Source organism: Sutcliffiella horikoshii (assembly GCF_008180725.1).
Lineage (GTDB): Bacteria > Bacillota > Bacilli > Bacillales > Bacillaceae_I > Sutcliffiella_A > Sutcliffiella_A horikoshii_B.
Genome location: NZ_VTEV01000002.1, coordinates 16,046 through 37,169 on the forward strand (window position 1 = coordinate 16,046; position 21,124 = coordinate 37,169).

Genomic DNA, 21,124 nt, shown 5'->3' on the forward strand with positions numbered 1-21,124 from the left:
TGGGGCTGGGGAATTTATACTTACATTTGGGAAGTTGACATTCCGATGGTATATTCTCTATAATTATTAAGACTGTCTGTAAAGAAATTTTATATTATAGGAAAGCAAGACTTTCCAGTAGTGTTGAAAAACGGCTTATAAATGTCTATCGATCATATAGAGGTGTTTTTCCACTTAGATTTTGAAGTATCCTCAGGGAGGTGTCATAGTAATGAAAAGAACGTTTCAACCAAATAATCGTAAACGTAGTAAAGTACACGGTTTCCGTGAGCGTATGAGTTCTGCAAATGGACGTAAAGTTCTTGCACGTCGTCGTCGCAAAGGAAGAAAAGTATTATCAGCATAAGGCCACTGACTGTCAGTGGTCTTTTTTACTATTTCGGGCATATTTCGGTTATTTTTTCACGAGATTTGAGAAAGAATGTTGAAATAGGACCGAATTAGAGGATTTGTGTAAGGCAGGAGGAGACACATTGAGGAAAGAACAAAGAATCAAAAAAAATAAAGAGTTCCAACATGTGTTCCAAAAAGGAAAGTCGATGGCTAATCGACAATTTGTTATATATGCTGTGCAGAAAGAGGACCAGCCCCTATTTCGGATTGGTCTATCTGTCAGCAAGAAAATTGGAAACGCTGTAACAAGGAATCGAATAAAGCGGCTAGTCAGACAAGCCATTCACGAAATGCACGAACAGCTACCTGGTGGCGTCGACATTGTCGTGATTGCCCGAAAACCAGCTGCGGACATGTCATTTGAAGAAGTAAAGAAAAGCCTACAACACGTCATAAGAAAACTCCCGACACTTTCTACCAAATAATAAAACATTAAGATTTTTTATATTCAATATGTCTATAGCTTTTGATTGGAGCAAAAGGCGAAGACTCCTAAGGGAGATAGCGCTAGGTGGAGACCCCGCAACGAAGTGAGGAGGCTCCAGCAGCGCCCCTAGGAAAGCGAAGCCGTTTGCGGAAATCAAAAGCGGTGTTAATGAGATAGGAAAAAATGTGTTGGAAGTGTGACATATATTCAATTTGTCAGATAAAAATGATAGGATGTAAAAGGAATCATTTTTTTTGTGTAAAAAGGAGGAAAAAGAGGTTGAAAAATCGAATATGGCTACTAACGGCCCTTATCGGACTTGTAGTCTTACTATCAGGCTGTACAGAAATCAACCAGCCAATTACCAATGAAAGCGAAGGCTTCTGGAATGAGTTTGTGGTTTATCCATTATCTTGGTTGATTACGTATTTTGCTGAACTAATGAACAATGACTACGGTCTATCCATTATTATTGTAACGTTATTAATCCGATTTGCTATCTTACCGTTGATGATTAAACAAACAAAGAATGCAAAAGCGATGCAAGCTTTACAACCGGAAATGAAAGCACTTCGTGAAAAATATAGTTCCAAAGATCAAAAAACACAACAGAAATTACAGCAAGAGACAATGGGTCTTTTCCAAAAGCATGGTGTAAACCCGCTTGCTGGATGTTTCCCGTTATTGGTTCAAATGCCGATCCTTATTGGATTTTTCCATGCGATTACTCGTACGACGGAAATTGCAAACCATAACTTCTTATGGTTTGACTTGGGAGATCCGGACCCATTTTTCATCCTGCCTGTTGTTGCTGGTATCACGACATTCATCCAACAAAAAATCATGATGGCTGGGATGGACAACAACCCGCAAATGGTGATGATGCTTTGGATCATGCCAATAATGATCGTTGTTTTTGCGATCAATTTCCCTGCGGCACTATCTTTATACTGGGTAGTGGGTAACATCTTTATGATTGTTCAAACTTACTTTATTAAAGGACCGGAGCTGAGAAAAGCAAAAGAAACAGCTGCTGGAACTGCAGGAGGAACGAAAAAGTGAAAGAAATAACTGCAACTGGTCCAACAGTCGAGGAAGCTGTCCAATCTGCTTTAGCTCAACTAAACACATCAAAAGACCGTGCAGAAATTACAATCGTTGACGAAGGCAAGAAAGGTCTCTTCGGATTGTTTGGCTCTAAACCTAGTGTTGTAACCGTCAAATTGAAGCAGGACCCAATCGAAGAATCAACGAATTTCTTGAAAAAAGTTCTTACTGAAATGAATATTGTCGCAGAACTCGATGTAAAGGTGGAAGGTAGAAATATCTTCATTAGCATCAGTGGCGAAAAAACAGCTCTAATTATCGGAAAAAGGGGACAAACCCTTAATTCCCTTCAATATTTAACGCAAATTGTCGCAAACCGCTTTTCTAATCAGTATCTAAATGTCGTCATCGATGCAGAAGGATACCGCGAGAAACGCCGGGAAACCCTGGAGCAGCTTGCTGAACGGCTTGCACAAAAAGCGATGAAAACAAAACAGGATGTACATCTTGAGCCGATGCCTTCTTTTGAACGCAAAGTGATGCACTCGATCATCTCTGCCTACCCGGAAGTAGAAACCTACTCCGTAGGAAAAGAACCGAACCGCTCCCTTGTCATCACAGCAAAAAAGAACAAAGTCGCAAAAAGATAATCCAAACCAAAACGGCTGACCCTTATTGATAGGGTCAGCCGTTTTTTGATTAGGAAATTATAAATTAATTGAATAGCGGAATATTTCAAGTAGTGCTTCAACGTTGTGATGAAGACCTCAGTCCCAAGGAAAAAGGAGAAGAGAGGTCCTCATGGACGGTATGAAGACCTTATTGCCAAGGGAAAAGGAGAAAAGAGGTCCTCATGGACGGTATGAAGACCTCAATGGCAAGGAAAAAAGAGAAGAGAAGTCCTCATGGACGGTATGAAGACCTGATTGCCAAGGAAAAAGGAGAAGAGAGGTCCTGATGGACGGTATGAAGACCTCAGTGCCAAGGAAAAAGGAGAAGAGAGGTCCTCATGGACGGTATGAAGACCTGATTGCCAAGGAAAAAGGAGAAGAGAGGTCCTCATGAACGGTATGAAGACCTGATTGCCAAGGAAAAAGGAGAAAAGAGGTCCTGATGGACGGTATGAAGACCTCAGTGCCAAGGAAAAAGGAGAAGAGAGGTCCTCATGGACGGTATGAAGACCTGATTGCCAAGGAAAAAGGAGAAGAGAGGTCCTCATGAACGGTATGAAGACCTGATTGCCAAGGGAAAAAGAGAACAGAGGTCCTCATCACCGACATGAAGACCTGAGTGCCAAGGCAAAAGGGATGAGCGACGTCTTCACCGGAAAGAAACGGCTAAAGAAACAGCAAGTCCTAAAATCTTTGGCGTTGTTTTAGCTAATACAAACTTCGGCAAAACTGATGAAAGAACTGTGCGAGATTTGTTTATTGTTATTCACATGTGGATAAGTTAAAATAATTGATGACAAAAGAATCGTTCGGGAAATTTTTGTGGATAACTGTCGAACAGGAATACTTTAAAAGACATAAAAATTATGCTAACCTTAGTAAGTTAAAGGGCGAACAAGTTTACATTGATATAGAAGTTACAAAAAGAAAAAGAAATGAGGTGAATGATATGTATGAGTTTGACACGATAGCAGCTATTTCGACTCCAATGGGGGAAGGCGCAATTGCGATTGTCCGCCTGAGCGGTGATGAAGCTTACCGAATCATTGATGAAATTTTTGTCACCCCGTCATCCAAGAAAATGAAAGACGTTGCCTCTCATACCATTCACTACGGACACATCGTAGATCCAAAAACGGAAAAGACAATAGAAGAAGTAATGGTGTCTGTTATGCGAGGACCTAAAACTTTTACAAGGGAAGATGTGGTGGAAATTAACTGCCATGGCGGGCTTGTTTCCGTTAATAAACTCCTTCAACTTGTATTAAGCAGGGGAGCAAGGCTTGCAGAACCTGGAGAATTCACCAAGCGTGCCTTTTTAAACGGACGTATTGACCTTTCACAGGCAGAAGCAGTGATGGATTTGATTCGTGCCAAAACAGATCGAGCGATGAATGTGGCTTTAGGTCAGATGGAAGGCCGGTTATCGAAACTGATCCAGAAACTTCGTCAAGAAATTTTAGAAACACTGGCGCATGTCGAAGTAAATATCGACTATCCAGAATATGATGATGTCGAAGAAATGACCCATCAGTTATTGCTCGAAAAGTCGACATATGTTAAAGAAGAATTGGAAAAGCTGTTACAAACTTCCCAACAGGGTAAGATATTAAGAGAAGGTCTTTCTACTGTTATTATCGGAAGACCAAATGTCGGGAAGTCATCTTTGCTTAACAGTCTTGTACATGAAAATAAGGCGATTGTAACAGATATTCCCGGGACCACACGCGATGTCATTGAGGAATATGTAAGTGTCCGTGGTGTACCATTACGCTTGGTAGATACTGCCGGGATTCGGGAAACTGAAGATATAGTGGAACGCATTGGAGTGGAGAGATCAAGAGAAGTATTGAAAAAGGCTGACCTGATTTTGCTTGTTTTAAATAATAACGATGACCTGACAGATGAGGACAAGCAGTTGTTTGAAGCGGTTAAAGGCATGGATGTCATTGTTATTGTCAATAAAACGGACCTGCCGACGAAAATTGATATAGAGCTAGTGAAAGAGCTTGCCAAACAACACACCGTCATTTCCACCTCTTTAAAAGAGGAACAAGGAATTGACGAACTAGAAGAGGCCATTTCTTCAATGTTCTTCCAAGGAGACTTAGAAGCCGGTGATATGACATATGTCTCTAACTCTCGTCATATCGGGTTGATTACCCAAGCCCAACAAGCGTTAGAAGATGCGATAGAAGGAATGGAAAGCGGCGTGCCAATAGATATTGTTCAAATAGATTTAACCAGAACATGGGAAATACTCGGTGAAATTATCGGCGATGCAGTACATGAAAGCCTGATTGATCAGTTGTTCTCGCAATTCTGCTTAGGGAAATAACGGCTACTCTCATAATTTAATGTGAAAAGAGCCTAGAATAGGAGGGAACACACATGGAATATCATGCAGGTTCCTATGATGTAATTGTAATTGGAGCCGGTCATGCTGGTGTTGAAGCAGGATTGGCAGCAGCTCGTCAGGGAGCGAAAACGTTAATGGTGACCATCAACCTGGATATGGTTGCTTTTATGCCATGTAATCCATCAGTCGGTGGTCCTGCTAAAGGAATCGTCGTGCGTGAAATTGATGCGCTTGGTGGGGAAATGGGAAGAAATATCGATAAAACGCATATTCAAATGCGTATGTTGAATACGGGGAAAGGTCCTGCGGTACGCGCATTGCGTGCACAGGCTGATAAGTTCCTTTACCAGCATGAAATGAAAAAAACCATAGAAAATGAAGAAAATATTACCTTGCTACAAGGAATGGTGGAAAAGTTAATTGTCGAGGACGGAGTATGTAAAGGTGTAATCACTCAAACAGGTGCCATTTATGAGTCCAAGACAGTCGTTATCACCACAGGGACATTCCTGCGCGGAAAAATTATACTGGGAGAACTTCAATATTTAAGCGGTCCCAATAACCAACAGCCTTCTATCACGCTTTCAGAGCATTTGGAGGAACTAGGGTTTGATTTGGTTCGTTTTAAAACAGGAACCCCTCCTCGTGTAAATAGTGCTTCCATTGACTACAGCAAGACGGAAATCCAACCGGGCGATGATGTGCCGCGCGCGTTTTCCTATGAAACAACGGAATACATTACCGATCAGCTACCTTGCTGGTTAACGTATACTAGTGCCGAAACACACCAACTAATTGATGACAACCTTCACCGTTCTCCGATGTACTCTGGGATGATCAAAGGGACCGGGCCAAGGTATTGCCCGTCTATTGAGGATAAAGTGGTGCGTTTCAACGACAAGCCTAGACACCAAATTTTCTTAGAACCAGAAGGAAGAAATACGCAAGAAGTTTATGTGCAGGGACTATCCACAAGTCTTCCGGAAGATGTACAGCGTAAAATTCTTTCTACTATTCCAGGCCTTGAAAATGTCCGCATGATGCGAGCGGGGTATGCCATTGAATATGATGCCATCGTCCCAACGCAATTATGGCCGACACTTGAAACAAAAAGAGTACAAAACCTTTACACAGCAGGGCAAATTAACGGGACCTCGGGGTATGAGGAAGCGGCCGGGCAAGGGATTATGGCAGGTATCAATGCCGGAAGACGTGCCCTAGGTGAGGAAGATCTAATCTTAAGCCGTTCCGATGCTTATATCGGCGTCCTGATTGACGACTTGGTGACAAAAGGAACGAATGAACCATACCGCTTGCTTACTTCCCGTGCGGAATATCGCCTGCTCTTGCGCCATGACAATGCAGACTTGCGTTTAACGGAAATCGGTCATAAAATCGGACTTATTTCCCCGGAACGATTTGCAAAATTTGAAGCGAAAAAACAAGAAATCGAGGCAGAAAAAGAACGCCTTCAATCCATCATCATTAAACCGAATGAACAGGTTCAGACCATCATTAGAGAAGCTGGCGGAAGTGAGTTGAAAGATGGCATCAGGGCAGCAGACCTTCTGAAGCGTCCTGAAATGACCTATAATCATATTCATCAGATGGTGCCTGCAGACAAGGAGATTACTCCTGATGTAGCAGAACAGGTAGAAATTCAGGTCAAATACGAAGGATATATCCAAAAATCCCTTCAACAAGTGGACCGCCTGAAGAAAATGGAAAATAAGAAAATACCAGAAAACATCGATTATGATGACATTCACGGACTTGCGAACGAAGCAAGGCAGAAGCTAAAAGAAGTGCGTCCTTTATCCGTTGCCCAGGCTTCAAGAATTTCAGGGGTAAATCCAGCGGACGTTTCCATTTTGCTTGTTTATTTGGAACAAGGTCGTATTGCCAAAGTATCCAACGAGTAAATCCAACGATAGAAAGGATACGAACACATGAATAAAGAACAATTCATTTCCCTGTTGGAGGAGAAGGGGATCTCCCTTTCTCCTCAACAGCTTTCTCAATTTGATACATATTACAAGCTGCTGGTGGAATGGAATGAAAAGATGAATCTTACTGCCATTACGGATGAAAAAGAGGTTTATCTTAAACATTTCTATGATTCCATTACCGCATCGTTCTATGTCGATCTAAAACAAGAATTATCTCTATGTGATGTGGGAGCAGGTGCAGGTTTCCCAAGCATTCCTCTGAAAATATGTTTTCCTAATCTAAAGGTTACCATTGTGGACTCGCTTAATAAGCGAATAACTTTTTTACAGAATCTTGCAAGTGAACTAGGTTTGAAGAATGTTCATTTTGTTCATGACAGGGCTGAAACATTCGGTAAAAATGCCGACTATCGCGAGAAATTCGACCTCGTTACAGCAAGAGCTGTAGCACGTTTATCTGTGTTAAGTGAACTTTGTCTGCCATTAGTTAAAGAAGGCGGTATGTTTGTGCCAATGAAAGCTGCGGCTGCAAGCGAGGAGCTTGAAAAAGGGAAAAAAGCTTTGCAAATATTAGGTGGAAAGCTAGAAAAAGTGCATTCTTTCTCCTTGCCGTTAGAGGAAAGTGAAAGAAATATCCTGATCATCAATAAGATTAAATCTACACCTAAGAAGTACCCTCGCAAACCAGGTACACCTAATAAACAACCGTTAGAATAAAATGTTATAGTGCATATAAAACCTCGTTTCATGTGAAACATTTTGATCGGAAAAACAGGACTTATTAACGTGAAAAGCGAATTACGTTAATAGGGATTCTATCCATAAGGTGGTGGAACTATGAAGTCTCCGTTCTCTCGTTTTTTTGGAATCGGCGAAAAAGAAGAACAGGAAATAGTAGAAAAGACTGATCATGAAAAAATTATGCAGGTAGCTGTAAAGGACATTGTTCCGAATAGATACCAACCACGTACTGTTTTTGTAGATGAAAGAATAGAAGAGTTATCTCTGACTATCCGGACACATGGAATTATCCAACCTATCGTAGTCCGTCAATTTGATGAGGGAAAATATGAAATTATTGCTGGAGAACGCCGTTGGAGAGCGGTTCAAAAGCTAGGTTGGGAGACTATTCCTGCGATTGTCAAAGAGTTTAACGATGCAGAAACTGCCTCTGTAGCTCTTATTGAGAACCTTCAACGGGAAGAGTTATCGGCTATTGAAGAAGCAATCGCTTATTCCAAGTTGTTGGAATTGCATAGTTTGACACAAGAAGCATTAGCCCAGCGTTTAGGTAAAGGGCAATCCACTGTGGCAAATAAGCTGCGTCTATTAAAGCTGCCTTCTGAAATTCAAGATGCCCTGCTTCAGAAAAAAATTACCGAGCGTCATGCTCGTGCCCTTATTCCGTTAAAGCTACCGGAAAAACAAGTGGCCGTCCTTGCTGAAATTTTGGAAAAACAACTAAATGTAAAGCAAACAGAAGAACGCGTAGTAAAACTGCTGGAAGCTGCTAATCCAAAACCAAAGGCTAAGCGAAAAGCTTTCAGTAAAGATATGCGTATCGCGATGAACACGATCCGCCAGTCCCTTACTATGGTAAACGACAGCGGTATTAAGCTGGATTCACAAGAAGAAGAAACCGAAGAATATTATCAATTTACGATCCGAATACCGAAAAAATAATACCTCGATCAGGATGGCCCTCGCCGTTATTTATCAAAAACCTAGCAATCTAGTAATATCACTAGTCGCTACGAACCGATAAGTAATAAGCGAAGCCATCTTTTTTATGCTTCACATTCAATTATTTCCCGAGAAACATTCTTCGACAATTTCCCCACTCCCCCGCCCTTCTAATAATTATTCTCAAAAACAAGTTAAATTTCTGTCAATTCATGATAAAATATATGAGAAACAAAAGTCCTGTTAATTAGAATCATCAACGATATAGTAGTTTCTAGCTGGTGATTGGAGCAAATGGCGAAGACTCCAGCGGGAGAGTAGCGGCAATGTTGAGACCCCGCAACGAAGTGAGGAGGCTCAAGCATCGCCCCTAGGAAAGCGAAGCCCAGTGCGGAAATCAACAGCGGTGTTATCCAGAACCAACGAATAAAAAGTATGTTCTTTTCTGAAGGCAGGTGACAGCATGGGCAGAATTATTGCTATTGCTAACCAAAAAGGTGGAGTTGGAAAAACGACTACATCCGTTAACTTAGGCGCTTGTTTAGCCTACATTGGTAAAAGAGTGCTTTTAGTAGATGTGGACCCACAAGGAAACGCCACTAGTGGAGTGGGAATAGAAAAAGCAGAAGTCCATCAGTGCATTTATGATATTTTAGTAGAAGATGTGGAAGCAAAAAAGGCAATTCTATCAACAAAGGTAGAGAACCTTTCCATCATCCCCGCAACTATACAACTCGCAGGTGCTGAAATTGAATTAGTTCCTACTATTTCAAGAGAAGTACGTTTAAAGAGAGCATTAGATGATGTGAAGCATCTTTTTGACTACATAATCATCGATTGTCCCCCATCTTTGGGCTTATTAACCATCAATGCTTTAACAGCTTCTGATGCAGTTGTGATTCCGGTACAATGCGAATATTATGCACTTGAAGGATTAAGTCAGCTATTAAATACGGTAAGGTTAGTACAGAAACATTTAAATAAAGAACTTATGATTGATGGTGTCTTGCTGACGATGCTCGATGCCAGAACAAATTTGGGTATTCAAGTGATTGAAGAAGTGAAAAAGTATTTCCAAGATAAAGTGTACCGAACCATCATTCCTCGTAATGTTCGTTTGAGTGAAGCGCCAAGCCATGGAGAACCCATCATTATTTATGATCCAAAGTCACGTGGAGCGGAAGTTTACTTAGATCTAGCAAAGGAAGTGGTGACACATGGGTAAAGGATTAGGTAAAGGCATAAATGCGCTGTTTCCTTCTATGGAAGCTTCTAAAGAAGAAGCCGTTCAAGAAATCAGTATCAAAGAATTGCGACCAAACCCCTACCAACCACGTAAATACTTTGAGCCTGAAGCAATTGAAGAATTAAAAGAATCCATCCTGCAACACGGAATTCTTCAACCGATTATTGTTCGTAAAAGCATTAAGGGATACGAAATTGTCGTAGGGGAACGCCGTTTTCGTGCCGCAAAAGAAGCGAAGTTGTCCAAAGTTCCTGTAGTAGTCCGCTCATTATCAGAACAACAAATGATGGAACTTGCGCTTCTGGAGAATTTGCAACGGGAGGATCTTACACCTATTGAAGAAGCTGCAGCCTATCAATCTTTGATGGTAAAGTTGGAATTGACACAAGAACAGTTAGCAAGCAGACTTGGGAAAAGCAGACCACATATCGCCAATCATATTCGTTTATTATCTCTTCCAAAATCTGTCCAAGAGCTGATGAACGATGGAAAACTTTCCATGGGACACGGCCGGGCACTTTTGGGTCTCAAAAGGAAAGAAAAGTTAAAAGCGGTCATTGACAAGGTGTTGCAAGAGCACTTAAATGTGCGTCAGTTAGAACAGTTGATTCAGCAGTTAAATGAAAGTGTTCCACGTGAAACGAAAAAGGACACTGAGGAAAAAGATATTTTCCTTAAGGATCATGAATCAGTGTTACGAGAGCGTTTTGGAACGTCTGTCTTTATAAAACGTTCTAAAAACAAGGGGAAAATTGAAATTGAATTCTTCTCTGATGATGACCTCAACAGATTGTTAGAATTGTTAGCTCAGACAGAAGAATAAAAAGCAGATCACTTTAAGGTGGTTTGCTTTTTTGGATAGGCGTTACTTTAATAGAAATGGGGCTTTAGAGTGGTTTTATTAGGAACCATTGTTAATGGAATATGTATTGTGCTCGGTACATTAATAGGGAAAATTTTCACCCGTATACCGGAAAATACGAAAGAAACGGTAATGAAAATCATTGGTCTTGCCGTATTTTTACTTGGGGCACAGATGGGTTTTAAGAGTAATGAATTTCTCATTGTCATTATCAGCCTGGTGGTAGGTGCGGTAGTTGGTGAGTGGATCAATCTGGACCGAAAGCTGAACAATGTCGGCAATTGGCTGGAACGTAAAATGGGATCAAAACAGCAGGGCTCCGTATCAAAGGGGTTTGTAACGGCAACGCTCATCTTTGTTATCGGAGCAATGTCGGTTGTCGGTTCTTTAGATAGTGGTCTTAGAGGCGATCATCAAGTGCTGTACACAAAATCTATCATTGACGGTTTCACTAGTATTGTTCTGACTACGACTTTAGGAATCGGGGTACTGTTTTCTGCCATCCCTGTCATGATTTATCAAGGTAGTATTGCTTTGTTTGCTACTCAAATTGACCTGTTTGTCCCACCAGATTTACTGGAGTTGCTCATATTTGAGATCACCGCTACTGGCGGGGTTATGATTATGGCAATTGGTATGAATATCATAGGTGTGACCGCTATTCGAGTGGCTAATCTGCTTCCAGGAATTTTAGTAGCAGCTGCACTTGTGCTTATACAATATTTTTCTATCATGTAAACTATTTCTTTCTTACAAGGTCGACTTTTTATGGGTCGGCCTTTTTTCTATTCTTGGCTTTGAATGAATGGTGGTTCAGAGTCCCTCGCAGCAGATGCAAGGAAATTCTTACGCTCAATAGACCGATCTAATTCTTGGATGGATTTCGCTATTATGGTCGCCATTTTCATGACTAGACTTAATCTCGTATTCTGCAAAACAAAAAATTCCATAAATCCGCTAACATTAACAATTCCTGTAATATGAATATCTCCGACTGGCGGCAAGTCTTTCTTTACTCCTGCCCCCGGCATTACAGGACCCTCTCCAATGGTAATTTGTCCGACGCTCTTCAACCTGCCAAGACAGGCATCAATTGCAATGATAAAAGGTGTAAGATGCTTTTCTTGAATATGTGCAAGCTTCTCTTCTAGGTTAACGGCATGAATAGGATCATCTAATGTGCCATATACATGAACATGGTCAAGCTTTATATCATGAAGCTTTGTACCGACTAGTGGTCCCAAGGAATCTCCGGTTGACCTGTCTGTGCCAATGCATACAATGACGATGGGGCGGTACACCAGGCTCGTTGGAAGGTTGGATTGTAAAGTAAGTGCAAGTTCCTTATAAGCATTTACTTCATCATGAGCAATACGAATATTGCCTCCCTTCTTCTCAAAAAAATTAGATTTAAGATTCATAGGTTCCACTCCTTCTTAATAGTAGTAACAGTATACGACTATTGATGGGAAACTATACGTCCACTTTTTTATTTTCGGATATTTTAGGGGGTTACATGTATGTGGAAAAGCGGGTTTCGCTGGATGTTTTTAATATTAGGTACAGTGATTGGTGCAGGGTATGCATCCGGCAGGGAACTTTGGCAATTTTTCGGTTCGGAAAGCGGACTAGCCATTCTTTTATTTACCTTGTTCTTTATCATTTCGTGCTATGTCATCCTGCAAATCAGCAGCAAGGAGCAGACAGAGCATTTCTCCCCCGTATTAAGAAAACTTGTCGGGCCGAGGGCATCGTATTTATACAATATCGTAATGGTCGTTTACTTATTTACCACTACAGTTGTGATGCTGGCAGGTGGTGGGGCGGCGTTACAGGTCTTTTCCATCCCTTATTGGGGAGGGATTGCGATCATATGCACCTTATTAATTGTGTTGTTTGTTTACGACGTTAAAGGAATGGTAACGGTAAACGTCGTGATTATCCCAATAATTGTTTTGACCTTAGCCTATGTGCTGATAGATGCGGTGCTTAATAGCCCGGATGTTATCCCTACTTCCGTACTTAAACAAAGCAATTGGCCCGCTGGATTTACCTTTACAGCATTGAATATTCTTCCGCTTGTTGCTGTTTTATCTGCGATCGGAAAAGAAGTGAAAGGTAAAGGGGAAATTATCATCGCAAGTGTAGGAAGCGGGGTCATTTTGGGAGTCATCTCGCTTTTTTATAATCAAACTCTTATTCTGGTACAAAGTAAGCTGGGTCTATTTGAAATCCCGCTCTTTGCCATCATCCAGAGTTATCCTTTTTATATGTTGTTCTTTATGACCATCTTACTCTGGGTGGCCATCTATACTACGGCGGCCTCCGGGTTGCTCGGATTAGTCACGAGATTTCGAAATGTCGTGCCAATTCCACTTTGGCTCATGTGTTTATTATTCATTTTATTAATGGTTCCCTTCACTGCAGTGGGCTTTTCTGTCCTCGTAGCAATACTTTACCCACTATTCGGCTTAATCAATCTCTATCTGCTTGTTTGTATTCTGCTTTATCCGATCAAAAACCGTGAAAGCTCATAAGCGAACGCTGTGTATGTTTTAGTAAAATAGCAATTTGTGGGGAATCTAGATGTAAAACAAATGAAGATAACGAGGTAGAGCGATGATGGAATGGACAAACCGAGTACTTATACAAATGAAGAATTCCTTACTAAATGAAGATCTCTGGGTTTCTATTGGAGAAGGATTTCTCAAAATTATTCTGATCATCCTTGTTGCAGCCCTGATAATTAAGTTAGGAAAAAAAATCATTCAAAACTTTGTAAAACTAAGAGAAAAAGGGCCAATACGCATATCGGAACGAAGAGAGAACACCCTCTTGAAGCTTTTACAAAATGTGTTAACCTATGTGGTCTATTTTATTGCCTTCATTATGATTCTCGAAATCGTTCATATTGATGTTAGAGCACTTTTAGCCGGGGCTGGAATCGTTGGACTTGCTGTCGGCTTTGGAGCACAAAACTTGGTAAAAGATATCATTACAGGATTTTTTATTATATTTGAAGACCAATTTTCTGTCGGGGATTATATCCGAACGGGCACATTTGAAGGGTATGTGGAAGAGATTGGCCTTCGCACTACGAAAATAAAAAGTTGGACAGGGGAATTGCATATATTGCCCAATGGCAGTATTGTAGAATTAACGAATTTCTCCATTCATAACAGTGTTGCCGTAGTGGATGTAAGCATCGCATATGAAGGAAAAATAGAAGAAGCGGAGCGAGTGATAAAAGAATTACTTGCAGAAATGCCGGCAAGATATATGGAAATGACAGAACCACCAGAGCTGCTTGGCATTCAAACGTTGGGCAATTCCGAGGTTGTACTCAGGATCACATGTGAAACAGTGCCGATGAAGCATTGGTTTATCGGGCGTTCAATCAGAAAGGAAGTCAAAAACCGTCTAGACGAAGCAGGAATAGAAATTCCATTTCCGCGGCTGGTCCTCTATAACCGGGAACCAAAGCAAGATGGGCATGCTTCCGAGTAGAAAAATAGGGAGTGTAGAAACATGACAGATAAAGAATTTGGCTTGAACGATTTAGTGGAGATGAAAAAAGCACACCCTTGTGGGACAAACAGATGGAAAGTAGTGCGAATGGGAATGGACATCCGCATCAAGTGCGAAGGCTGCGACCACACCGTCCTCATGCCGAGAAAAGAGTTTACAAGGAAGATTAAGAAGATATTGGTTAGAAATGAAGAGTAATTAAGTTAAATCCACCGGTTATCTAGTATCTAGCTGTGGATTGGAGCAAATGGCGTAGACTCCTCGAAAATGCTACGCATTTTCTTCGTGCGATGTATTGCTTCCGAAGCCTTCCTTGTCCTGCGGGGGAGTAGCGATAATGTTGAGACCCCCAAGCGTTGTGAGGAGGCTCAAGGTCGCCCCGCGGAAAGCGAAGCCATTTGCGGAAATCAACAGCGGTTGTCTAACCAGCTGGAATTCAAATAAACTTGTCTTTTCCTCCCATTCTATCTATAATTGTGGGAGGTTTAAATATGTGTTAACGGAAGTTAGGAGTGGATAAAATGGCTTTAACAGCAGGTATCGTTGGTCTTCCAAACGTAGGGAAATCAACGCTTTTTAATGCAATCACACAAGCGGGGGCGGAATCTGCCAACTACCCGTTCTGTACCATAGATCCGAACGTAGGTATCGTAGATGTTCCAGATGAGCGTCTGCAAAAATTAACAGAACTTGTAAATCCGAAGAAAACAGTACCAACACACTTCGAGTTTACCGACATTGCCGGTATCGTAAAAGGCGCAAGCAAAGGGGAAGGACTTGGAAACAAGTTCTTATCTCACATCCGTCAAGTAGATGCAATTTGCCACGTGGTTCGTTGCTTTGCTGACGACAATATCACTCACGTATCTGGTGGAGTAAACCCGATTGATGATATCGAAACCATCAACCTTGAGCTTATTTTGGCTGATTTAGAATCTGTCGATAAGCGTCTTGAGCGTGTCGCTAAATTAGCGAAGCAAAAAGATAAAGAAGCGGTATATGAGCATGAAGTACTTGTACTAGTAAAAGAAGCGCTTGAAAACGAGCTTCCGGCCCGTACAGTAGAAGTGACAGACGAGCAGATGAAATACCTAAAAGGTATGCATCTATTAACAAGCAAGCCTGTCCTTTATGTTGCGAACGTTGGCGAAGAAGATGTAGCCGACACTTCCGACAACGAATACGTGCAACAGGTACGTGAATTTGCCGCAAAAGACAATGCAGAAGTTATTACAGTTTGTGCGAAAATCGAGTCTGAAATTGTGGAACTAGATGCAGACGAAAAAGCGATGTTCCTTGAGGAGCTTGGCATTAAAGAATCTGGTCTAGATCAACTGATTCGTGCAGCATACAACTTGCTTGGACTAGCTACTTACTTCACAGCAGGTGTACAAGAAGTTCGTGCATGGACATTCCGTACAGGCATGAAAGCTCCACAATGTGCGGGAGTCATCCATACCGACTTCGAACGAGGATTCATCCGTGCTGAAACAGTATCCTATGAAGACTTACTTGCAGCAGGCTCTCACACAGCTGCCAAAGAAGCAGGAAAAGTCCGCCTAGAAGGAAAAGAATACATCGTAAAAGACGGAGACGTTATTCACTTCCGCTTTAACGTATAAATTTGGTTCGATGAGAGGGGAATTTCCCTCTCTTTTTTGTTTTAGTGACCTTTTTTTAGTAGGGGGTGGGTAATTAATCTGATTTTATGGGTATATGCGTAGGTTTTTATATTCTAAAATCGTTTATCCATTATAAAAAGGTTTTATCCATCCTATAGTCAGGGATATCCATTGTAAAAAAGATTTATCCATCGTAATCAGGATATATCCATTGTAAAAAAGATTTATCCATTATAACTGTTTCCCGCCATCTAAAGGAGCTTGATAGGACATGTTGCAAAAATCCGGCCCCTCTGGTATAATCTTAATTTGTGAGTAATGATTATTTATAATTGATTGCTCCTTGCCCACCAAGGGCCGCTTAGACCAAAAGGAGGTGACTGTGATGAACAAGTACGAAATCATGTATATCATCCGTCCAAACATTGAGGAAGACGCTAAAAAAGCTCTTACAGAACGTTTCAATACGATCCTAACTGACAACGGTGCAGATCTTTCTGAAGCAAAAGAGTGGGGCAAACGCCGCTTAGCTTACGAAATCAATGATTTCCGTGACGGCTACTATATGCTAGTAAACGTAGCTGCTGAGCCAGCTGCAGTTCAAGAGTTTGATCGTCTTGCTAAAATCAGCGAAGACATCATCCGTCATATCGTTGTGAAAAAAGAAGAAAAATAATAGTTGTCCTCTTTATGGACGTCGTCTCAAGGAGGAGTGGTTCTGATGTTAAATCGCGTAGTATTGGTCGGTCGTTTGACCAAAGATCCTGAATTGCGCTATACCCCAAGTGGAGTGGCGGTTGCTACTTTTACATTGGCAGTCAATCGTACGTTCCAGAATCAGCAGGGCGAACGCGAAGCTGATTTTATTAACTGTGTTGTCTGGAGAAAACAAGCTGAAAACGCAGCAAACTTCCTGAAAAAAGGAAGCCTAGCTGGTGTGGATGGCCGTGTGCAGACACGCAATTATGAAGGCCAAGATGGAAAACGTGTATACGTAACGGAAATAGTGGCAGAAAGTGTTCAGTTCCTGGAGCCTAAAGGATCCGGCGGCACTGGTAATGCTTCTCGACCTAATCCAAATCAAAATCAAGGCTATGGTTCATCACCTAACTTTGGGTATGATCAGAACCAACAGCGCAGCAATAACAACAACCAAGGTTATACTCGTGTTGATGACGACCCATTTAAGAATGATGGCCAACCGATTGATATATCCGATGACGATTTGCCGTTCTAATTCTAGAAGGAATCGTTTTATAAAAATGGCTCTATAAGCCGAAAAATCCAATAAAGAAGAGGTGAATAAAATGGCAGGAGGACGCAGAGGTGGACGTAACAAACGTCGTAAGGTTTGTTATTTCACAGCTAACGGTATCACTCACATCGACTACAAAGACATCGATGTATTGAAAAAGTTCGTTTCTGAGCGTGGTAAAATTTTACCTCGTCGTGTAACAGGAACTAGCGCTAAATACCAACGTAAATTAACGATCGCAATCAAACGCGCTCGTCAAATGGCATTACTACCATACGTATCTGGTGAGTAATACAGCCGAATAATTAAAAGGAAGGCAGTGAGAGAATATCTTGCTGCCTTCCTTTTTGCTAGTGAGACATTAAGCGTAATTATAAATTCTACCCTGTTGTCCGAAGTGCAGGGTGTGAGACTCCTGCGGGGAATAACGGTAGCTTGAGACCCCACAGGCGAAGCCGAGGAGGCTCAAGCACCGTCCCTAGGAAAGCGAACACCTGGAACGGAGGACAACAGGGAGTTTACGCTAGTCTCTACATAACATTTGATTGTAATAGAATCTTAAGGATAAACTATACATATTGTAACTAAGCGTTCTTGGAGGTTTATACTTATGAAGGAAACAAAACATATAACAGAAGGTGCAGCATTGCTCGGTATATACGTCCTGCTCCTTCTCATGACACTCTTCATCCCTATTATAGGGCTGGTCACCTTTCTCGCACTCGTTGTCCCATTTGTCATCTATACAGCCAGAAACGGGTGGAAATCAGGAATTTGGCTCATTGTGGTTGCCGGAGTCCTTAGTGTTGTGATTGGATCACCAGTTGCTTTAACATTCAGCATTCCAGCTAGTACCGTCGGGCTTGCAATGGGCCACCTTATCCAAAAGAATGCCAGTCGCTATGCCATTTTAGGCGCTGCTACAGGGGTATTTTTGCTGAATTACATTTTGGCATATGTTGTGGCAATCGTCCTTTTCAATATTGATTTTATAGAAGTTCTGCAAGAAATGATCCGGGAGTCCATGCGGGCATCAGAAGCAATTGCTACCTCCCTTGGTCAAGAGAATGCAAAAGAAGCCTTGGAAGTGTTTGAAAATGCCCTCGGCTATACAACCTACCTATTGCCGACCATGTTGGTATTGACCTCCTTTGTTCATGCATTTTTCTCGCAGCTAATCACAGTATTTATTTTAAAAAGACTGAAGATGAAGGTTAGTCCCTTCCCGCCATTTCGGGAATTGGTGCTTCCAAAGAGCCTATTGTGGTACTACTTGATCGTCCTCATCTTATCGCTTATGGCCCCTGAAGAAGGGACAACTTTATTTATGGTAGTCCTTAATCTTTCCTTTATATTAATGCTGTTAATGACAGTTCAAGGGTTCTCATTCATTTTCTTCTTTTGTCATTTAAAGAAAATCTCAAAAGCGATACCAATTACGTTGGTCATTTTATCCTTCCTAATCACTCCTTTGGTCTATATAATAAGAATGATAGGAATAATAGATATCGGTTTTCAATTAAGAGAAAGAATACAGAGAAATAATCAAGGAAAATAAAGAGCTAAACTATTAATTAGGAGCTGAACATACATGCCTAATTATTTCGAAAAACTGAATCTGCGTTATCCCGTCTATTTATTGTTTGTGATCGCACTGATACAACTTGGGATAATTGTGTTTTTCCAATGGCAAATAGGGATTGTCAGCTTTCTGCTCCTGGGCTTGGTTGTATATCTTTACATCAAAGTGGAACAAAAGGCTAAAAAAGAAATGGAAACGTACATCTCCACCCTTTCCTACCGGTTAAAAAAGGTCGGAGAAGAAGCGTTAATGGAGATGCCGATTGGTATCATGCTTTACAATGACGACTATCAGATTGAATGGACAAATCCATTTCTTGCTTCCTGTTTTCATGAGGAAACCCTCGTAGGCAGGTCGTTATATGATGTCGGGGAAAACTTGATTCCTCTTTTAAAGCAGGATATTGAAACGGAAACGATCGCTTTACATGATCGGAAATATAAAGTGGTCATTAAGAAAGCGGAACGACTCATTTACTTTTTTGACATTACGGAACAGACCCATATTGAAAAATTATATGAAGACGAGCGAACGGTGCTTGGTATCATTTTCTTAGACAATTATGATGAAGTGACACAGGGAATGGACGATCAGACGAAAAGTGCGATCAACAGCCAGGTGACCTCCATTATCAATAAATGGTCCACAGAAAACGGCGTATTCTTAAAAAGAACGTCGATGGAGCGTTTTATTGTGGTTTTAAATGAACATATTCTTGTGCAATTGGAAAAGAACAAGTTTTCCATTTTGGACGAGGTGCGTGAACAGACATCCAAGCAAAGCATGCCACTTACACTAAGTGTTGGTATTGGAACAGGAGTCCCTTCTCTACCTGAGCTTGGCCACCTTGCCCAGTCAAGTCTAGACCTTGCTTTAGGACGTGGTGGCGACCAGGTAGCCATCAAGCAGACCAATGGAAAGGTCCGCTTCTATGGTGGAAAAACAAACCCGATGGAAAAGCGGACAAGAGTACGTGCACGCGTTATTTCACATGCGTTGAAGGAACTGATTCATGAAAGCGACAAAGTGATTATCATGGGTCATCGCTACCCGGATATGGACGCGCTTGGAGCGGCTATCGGGATTGCCAAAGTGGCGGAACTCAATCATAAGGATGCGTATATTGTTTTAAATCAGCAGGAAATTGATGCTGGCATTTATCGATTGTTAGAAGAATTAAAAAGTCATAGTGAGCTTTGGGAAAAGTTCATTTCACCAGAAGATGCTTTTGAAGTAGCAACAAACGATACACTGTTGGTGGTGGTGGATACACATAAGCCTTCACTTGTAATCGAGGAAAAGTTGTTAAATAAAATCGATAATGTGGTGGTGATTGATCACCACAGACGTGGAGAGGACTTTATTGAGGATCCGTTGCTTGTTTATATGGAGCCTTATGCTTCTTCCACAGCAGAACTTGTTACAGAGCTCCTGCAATACCAGCCAAAACGCATCAAAATCACAATGCTTGAAGCGACCGCCCTGTTAGCTGGTATAATAGTAGATACGAAAAGCTTCACGGTCCGTACAGGTTCCCGTACATTTGATGCAGCATCTTACTTGCGTTCACAAGGAGCTGATACAATCCTTGTGCAAAAACTGTTAAAAGAAAATCTAGACCGTTTTGTAAAACGTGCCAAATTGATAGAAAGTGCGTATTTGTACCAAGAAGGCATCGTTATTGCCAAAGGTGTACCTGAAGAGTCGTTCGACCAGGTGATGATTGCCCAGGCTGCAGACACACTGCTTGCGATGAGTGACATTAATACATCTTTCGTCATCGCCCATCGTAACGGGGAACAGGTAAGCATCAGCGCAAGATCGCTTGGGGATGTCAACGTACAGGTTGTCATGGAGAGCCTTGGCGGCGGCGGGCATCTGACAAATGCAGCCACACAAATGAATACGACCATTGATGAAGCAGAAGAAAAACTGAAACAAGCATTAATAGAGTACTTAGAAGGAGGTTCCAAGGAATGAGGGTAATATTTTTAAAAGATGTAAAAGGTAAAGGCAAAAAAGGTGAAGTCAAAAACGTGGCAGATGGGTATGCCCATAATTTTCTACTAAAACAAGGGTTGGCGATGGAGGCTTCAAATGGTAACCTTAAATCATTGGAAGCTCAAAAGAACAAAGAAGCCAAAGAAGCAGAACAAGAGCTAGAAAACGCGAAGAAACTCAAAGAGACGTTGGAAAAGCTTACGCTTGAGTTCCAAACAAAAGCAGGTGAAGGCGGCCGTTTATTCGGTAGCATCACAACGAAACAAATCGCAGAAGAGCTTCAAAAGAAGCATAAAATAAAGATCGACAAGCGCAAAATGGAGCTAAATGATGCTATTCGCGCTTTAGGCTATACGAACGTACCTGTAAAGCTGCATACAGAAGTTACAGCGACCTTGAAGGTGCATGTAACAGAACAAAAGTAAGAAGAGCGCTCGGCAATCACGCCGAGTTTTCTTTATGAGAGGCTATAAAGGTTTCGTTTTCTGGGAGGAGGAAC

General features: G+C 41.5%; 22 protein-coding genes. 21 read left to right on the forward strand and 1 reads right to left on the reverse strand.

Going from position 1 to position 21,124, the window contains the following annotated elements; translation table 11 throughout:
• The first annotated feature begins 211 nt into the window (after window positions 1-211).
• From rpmH to FZC76_RS04080, 11 genes are all read left to right on the forward strand, one after another.
• Window positions 212-346 carry a 50S ribosomal protein L34 gene (gene rpmH / locus FZC76_RS04025; RefSeq protein WP_010197888.1) on the forward strand — a complete coding sequence of 45 codons (135 nt, stop codon included), beginning with the start codon at window positions 212-214 and terminating at the stop codon, window positions 344-346.
• A gap of 127 nt (window positions 347-473) precedes the next feature.
• Window positions 474-818: a ribonuclease P protein component gene (rnpA, locus tag FZC76_RS04030; RefSeq protein WP_148987005.1), complete on the forward strand. Its 345-nt coding sequence runs from the start codon at window positions 474-476 to the stop codon at window positions 816-818.
• A 281-nt stretch (window positions 819-1,099) separates the two neighbouring features.
• Window positions 1,100-1,882 carry a YidC family membrane integrase SpoIIIJ gene (spoIIIJ, locus tag FZC76_RS04040; RefSeq protein ID WP_148987006.1) on the forward strand — a complete coding sequence of 261 codons (783 nt, stop codon included), beginning with the start codon at window positions 1,100-1,102 and terminating at the stop codon, window positions 1,880-1,882.
• On the forward strand, window positions 1,879-2,517 hold the full coding sequence (gene jag / locus FZC76_RS04045; RefSeq protein WP_148987007.1) for an RNA-binding cell elongation regulator Jag/EloR: 639 nt from the start codon (window positions 1,879-1,881) through the stop codon (window positions 2,515-2,517). Before spoIIIJ ends, jag begins: the two co-directional genes overlap by 4 nt.
• A gap of 970 nt (window positions 2,518-3,487) precedes the next feature.
• The gene (gene mnmE, locus FZC76_RS04050; RefSeq protein WP_148987008.1) at window positions 3,488-4,876 is read left to right on the forward strand and encodes a tRNA uridine-5-carboxymethylaminomethyl(34) synthesis GTPase MnmE; all 1,389 of its coding nucleotides are present in this window, start codon (window positions 3,488-3,490) and stop codon (window positions 4,874-4,876) included.
• A 53-nt stretch (window positions 4,877-4,929) separates the two neighbouring features.
• The gene (mnmG, locus tag FZC76_RS04055; protein WP_148987009.1) at window positions 4,930-6,819 is read left to right on the forward strand and encodes a tRNA uridine-5-carboxymethylaminomethyl(34) synthesis enzyme MnmG; all 1,890 of its coding nucleotides are present in this window, start codon (window positions 4,930-4,932) and stop codon (window positions 6,817-6,819) included.
• A 27-nt stretch (window positions 6,820-6,846) separates the two neighbouring features.
• Window positions 6,847-7,563 (forward strand): 16S rRNA (guanine(527)-N(7))-methyltransferase RsmG, encoded by a 717-nt coding sequence (gene rsmG / locus FZC76_RS04060; RefSeq protein ID WP_148987010.1) that lies wholly within the window; start codon window positions 6,847-6,849, stop codon window positions 7,561-7,563.
• A 120-nt stretch (window positions 7,564-7,683) separates the two neighbouring features.
• Entirely contained in the window at window positions 7,684-8,529 is an 846-nt protein-coding gene (gene noc, locus FZC76_RS04065) for a nucleoid occlusion protein (protein ID WP_060665634.1), read from the forward strand.
• 463 nt (window positions 8,530-8,992) lie between these two features.
• Window positions 8,993-9,754 carry a ParA family protein gene (locus tag FZC76_RS04070; protein WP_060665635.1) on the forward strand — a complete coding sequence of 254 codons (762 nt, stop codon included), beginning with the start codon at window positions 8,993-8,995 and terminating at the stop codon, window positions 9,752-9,754.
• Complete coding sequence (locus tag FZC76_RS04075) at window positions 9,747-10,598, forward strand: ParB/RepB/Spo0J family partition protein (RefSeq protein ID WP_148987011.1); 852 nt, start codon at window positions 9,747-9,749, stop codon at window positions 10,596-10,598. The genes FZC76_RS04070 and FZC76_RS04075 overlap by 8 nt, the downstream gene beginning before the upstream one ends.
• 69 nt (window positions 10,599-10,667) lie before the next feature.
• Window positions 10,668-11,375: a DUF554 domain-containing protein gene (locus FZC76_RS04080; RefSeq protein WP_148987012.1), complete on the forward strand. Its 708-nt coding sequence runs from the start codon at window positions 10,668-10,670 to the stop codon at window positions 11,373-11,375.
• Between the two features lie 47 nt (window positions 11,376-11,422).
• Here FZC76_RS04080 and yyaC read toward each other — a convergent pair whose 3' ends face one another.
• On the reverse strand, window positions 11,423-12,058 hold the full coding sequence (gene yyaC / locus FZC76_RS04085) for a spore protease YyaC (protein ID WP_148987013.1): 636 nt from the start codon (window positions 12,056-12,058) through the stop codon (window positions 11,423-11,425).
• Window positions 12,059-12,157: 99 nt separating this feature from the next.
• On the opposite strand from yyaC, the gene FZC76_RS04090 reads away from it, so the two are divergent.
• The 10 genes from FZC76_RS04090 (at window position 12,158) to rplI (ending at window position 21,050) form a co-directional block, all read left to right on the forward strand.
• Window positions 12,158-13,174: a YkvI family membrane protein gene (locus tag FZC76_RS04090; RefSeq protein ID WP_148987014.1), complete on the forward strand. Its 1,017-nt coding sequence runs from the start codon at window positions 12,158-12,160 to the stop codon at window positions 13,172-13,174.
• Between the two features lie 85 nt (window positions 13,175-13,259).
• Window positions 13,260-14,144, forward strand: coding sequence for a mechanosensitive ion channel family protein (locus tag FZC76_RS04095; RefSeq protein WP_148987490.1), 885 nt, complete (start codon window positions 13,260-13,262; stop codon window positions 14,142-14,144).
• Between the two features lie 21 nt (window positions 14,145-14,165).
• Window positions 14,166-14,363: a DUF951 domain-containing protein gene (locus tag FZC76_RS04100; RefSeq protein ID WP_148987015.1), complete on the forward strand. Its 198-nt coding sequence runs from the start codon at window positions 14,166-14,168 to the stop codon at window positions 14,361-14,363.
• A 323-nt stretch (window positions 14,364-14,686) separates the two neighbouring features.
• Window positions 14,687-15,787: a redox-regulated ATPase YchF gene (gene ychF, locus FZC76_RS04110; RefSeq protein ID WP_148987017.1), complete on the forward strand. Its 1,101-nt coding sequence runs from the start codon at window positions 14,687-14,689 to the stop codon at window positions 15,785-15,787.
• Between the two features lie 385 nt (window positions 15,788-16,172).
• Window positions 16,173-16,463 carry a 30S ribosomal protein S6 gene (rpsF, locus tag FZC76_RS04115; protein WP_060665643.1) on the forward strand — a complete coding sequence of 97 codons (291 nt, stop codon included), beginning with the start codon at window positions 16,173-16,175 and terminating at the stop codon, window positions 16,461-16,463.
• Window positions 16,464-16,508: 45 nt separating this feature from the next.
• A complete protein-coding gene (gene ssb, locus FZC76_RS04120) occupies window positions 16,509-17,024 on the forward strand; it encodes a single-stranded DNA-binding protein (RefSeq protein WP_148987018.1) in 516 nt (171 codons plus the stop codon).
• A gap of 70 nt (window positions 17,025-17,094) precedes the next feature.
• Window positions 17,095-17,334, forward strand: a complete 240-nt coding sequence (gene rpsR / locus FZC76_RS04125) for a 30S ribosomal protein S18 (protein WP_060665645.1) — start codon at window positions 17,095-17,097, stop codon at window positions 17,332-17,334.
• Between the two features lie 318 nt (window positions 17,335-17,652).
• Window positions 17,653-18,600, forward strand: coding sequence for a YybS family protein (locus tag FZC76_RS04130; protein WP_148987019.1), 948 nt, complete (start codon window positions 17,653-17,655; stop codon window positions 18,598-18,600).
• Window positions 18,601-18,633: 33 nt separating this feature from the next.
• Window positions 18,634-20,604 (forward strand): DHH family phosphoesterase, encoded by a 1,971-nt coding sequence (locus FZC76_RS04135; RefSeq protein WP_148987020.1) that lies wholly within the window; start codon window positions 18,634-18,636, stop codon window positions 20,602-20,604.
• A complete protein-coding gene (gene rplI, locus FZC76_RS04140; RefSeq protein ID WP_148987021.1) occupies window positions 20,601-21,050 on the forward strand; it encodes a 50S ribosomal protein L9 in 450 nt (149 codons plus the stop codon). Before FZC76_RS04135 ends, rplI begins: the two co-directional genes overlap by 4 nt.
• Window positions 21,051-21,124: the final 74 nt, after the last annotated feature.

Bases quoted from the DNA above. Each gene is read 5' to 3' on its own strand.
- rpmH (WP_010197888.1), top strand. From the start codon at position 212: ATGAAAAGAACGTTTCAACCAAATAATCGTAAACGTAGTAAAGTACAC.
- mnmE (WP_148987008.1), top strand. From the start codon at position 3,488: ATGTATGAGTTTGACACGATAGCAGCTATTTCGACTCCAATGGGGGAA.
- mnmG (WP_148987009.1), top strand. From the start codon at position 4,930: ATGGAATATCATGCAGGTTCCTATGATGTAATTGTAATTGGAGCCGGT.
- rsmG (WP_148987010.1), top strand. From the start codon at position 6,847: ATGAATAAAGAACAATTCATTTCCCTGTTGGAGGAGAAGGGGATCTCC.
- noc (WP_060665634.1), top strand. From the start codon at position 7,684: ATGAAGTCTCCGTTCTCTCGTTTTTTTGGAATCGGCGAAAAAGAAGAA.
- FZC76_RS04070 (WP_060665635.1), top strand. From the start codon at position 8,993: ATGGGCAGAATTATTGCTATTGCTAACCAAAAAGGTGGAGTTGGAAAA.
- FZC76_RS04075 (WP_148987011.1), top strand. From the start codon at position 9,747: ATGGGTAAAGGATTAGGTAAAGGCATAAATGCGCTGTTTCCTTCTATG.
- yyaC (WP_148987013.1), bottom strand. From the start codon at position 12,058: ATGAATCTTAAATCTAATTTTTTTGAGAAGAAGGGAGGCAATATTCGT.
- FZC76_RS04090 (WP_148987014.1), top strand. From the start codon at position 12,158: ATGTGGAAAAGCGGGTTTCGCTGGATGTTTTTAATATTAGGTACAGTG.
- FZC76_RS04095 (WP_148987490.1), top strand. From the start codon at position 13,260: ATGGAATGGACAAACCGAGTACTTATACAAATGAAGAATTCCTTACTA.
- FZC76_RS04100 (WP_148987015.1), top strand. From the start codon at position 14,166: ATGACAGATAAAGAATTTGGCTTGAACGATTTAGTGGAGATGAAAAAA.
- ychF (WP_148987017.1), top strand. From the start codon at position 14,687: ATGGCTTTAACAGCAGGTATCGTTGGTCTTCCAAACGTAGGGAAATCA.
- rpsF (WP_060665643.1), top strand. From the start codon at position 16,173: ATGAACAAGTACGAAATCATGTATATCATCCGTCCAAACATTGAGGAA.
- ssb (WP_148987018.1), top strand. From the start codon at position 16,509: ATGTTAAATCGCGTAGTATTGGTCGGTCGTTTGACCAAAGATCCTGAA.
- rpsR (WP_060665645.1), top strand. From the start codon at position 17,095: ATGGCAGGAGGACGCAGAGGTGGACGTAACAAACGTCGTAAGGTTTGT.
- FZC76_RS04130 (WP_148987019.1), top strand. From the start codon at position 17,653: ATGAAGGAAACAAAACATATAACAGAAGGTGCAGCATTGCTCGGTATA.
- FZC76_RS04135 (WP_148987020.1), top strand. From the start codon at position 18,634: ATGCCTAATTATTTCGAAAAACTGAATCTGCGTTATCCCGTCTATTTA.
- rplI (WP_148987021.1), top strand. From the start codon at position 20,601: ATGAGGGTAATATTTTTAAAAGATGTAAAAGGTAAAGGCAAAAAAGGT.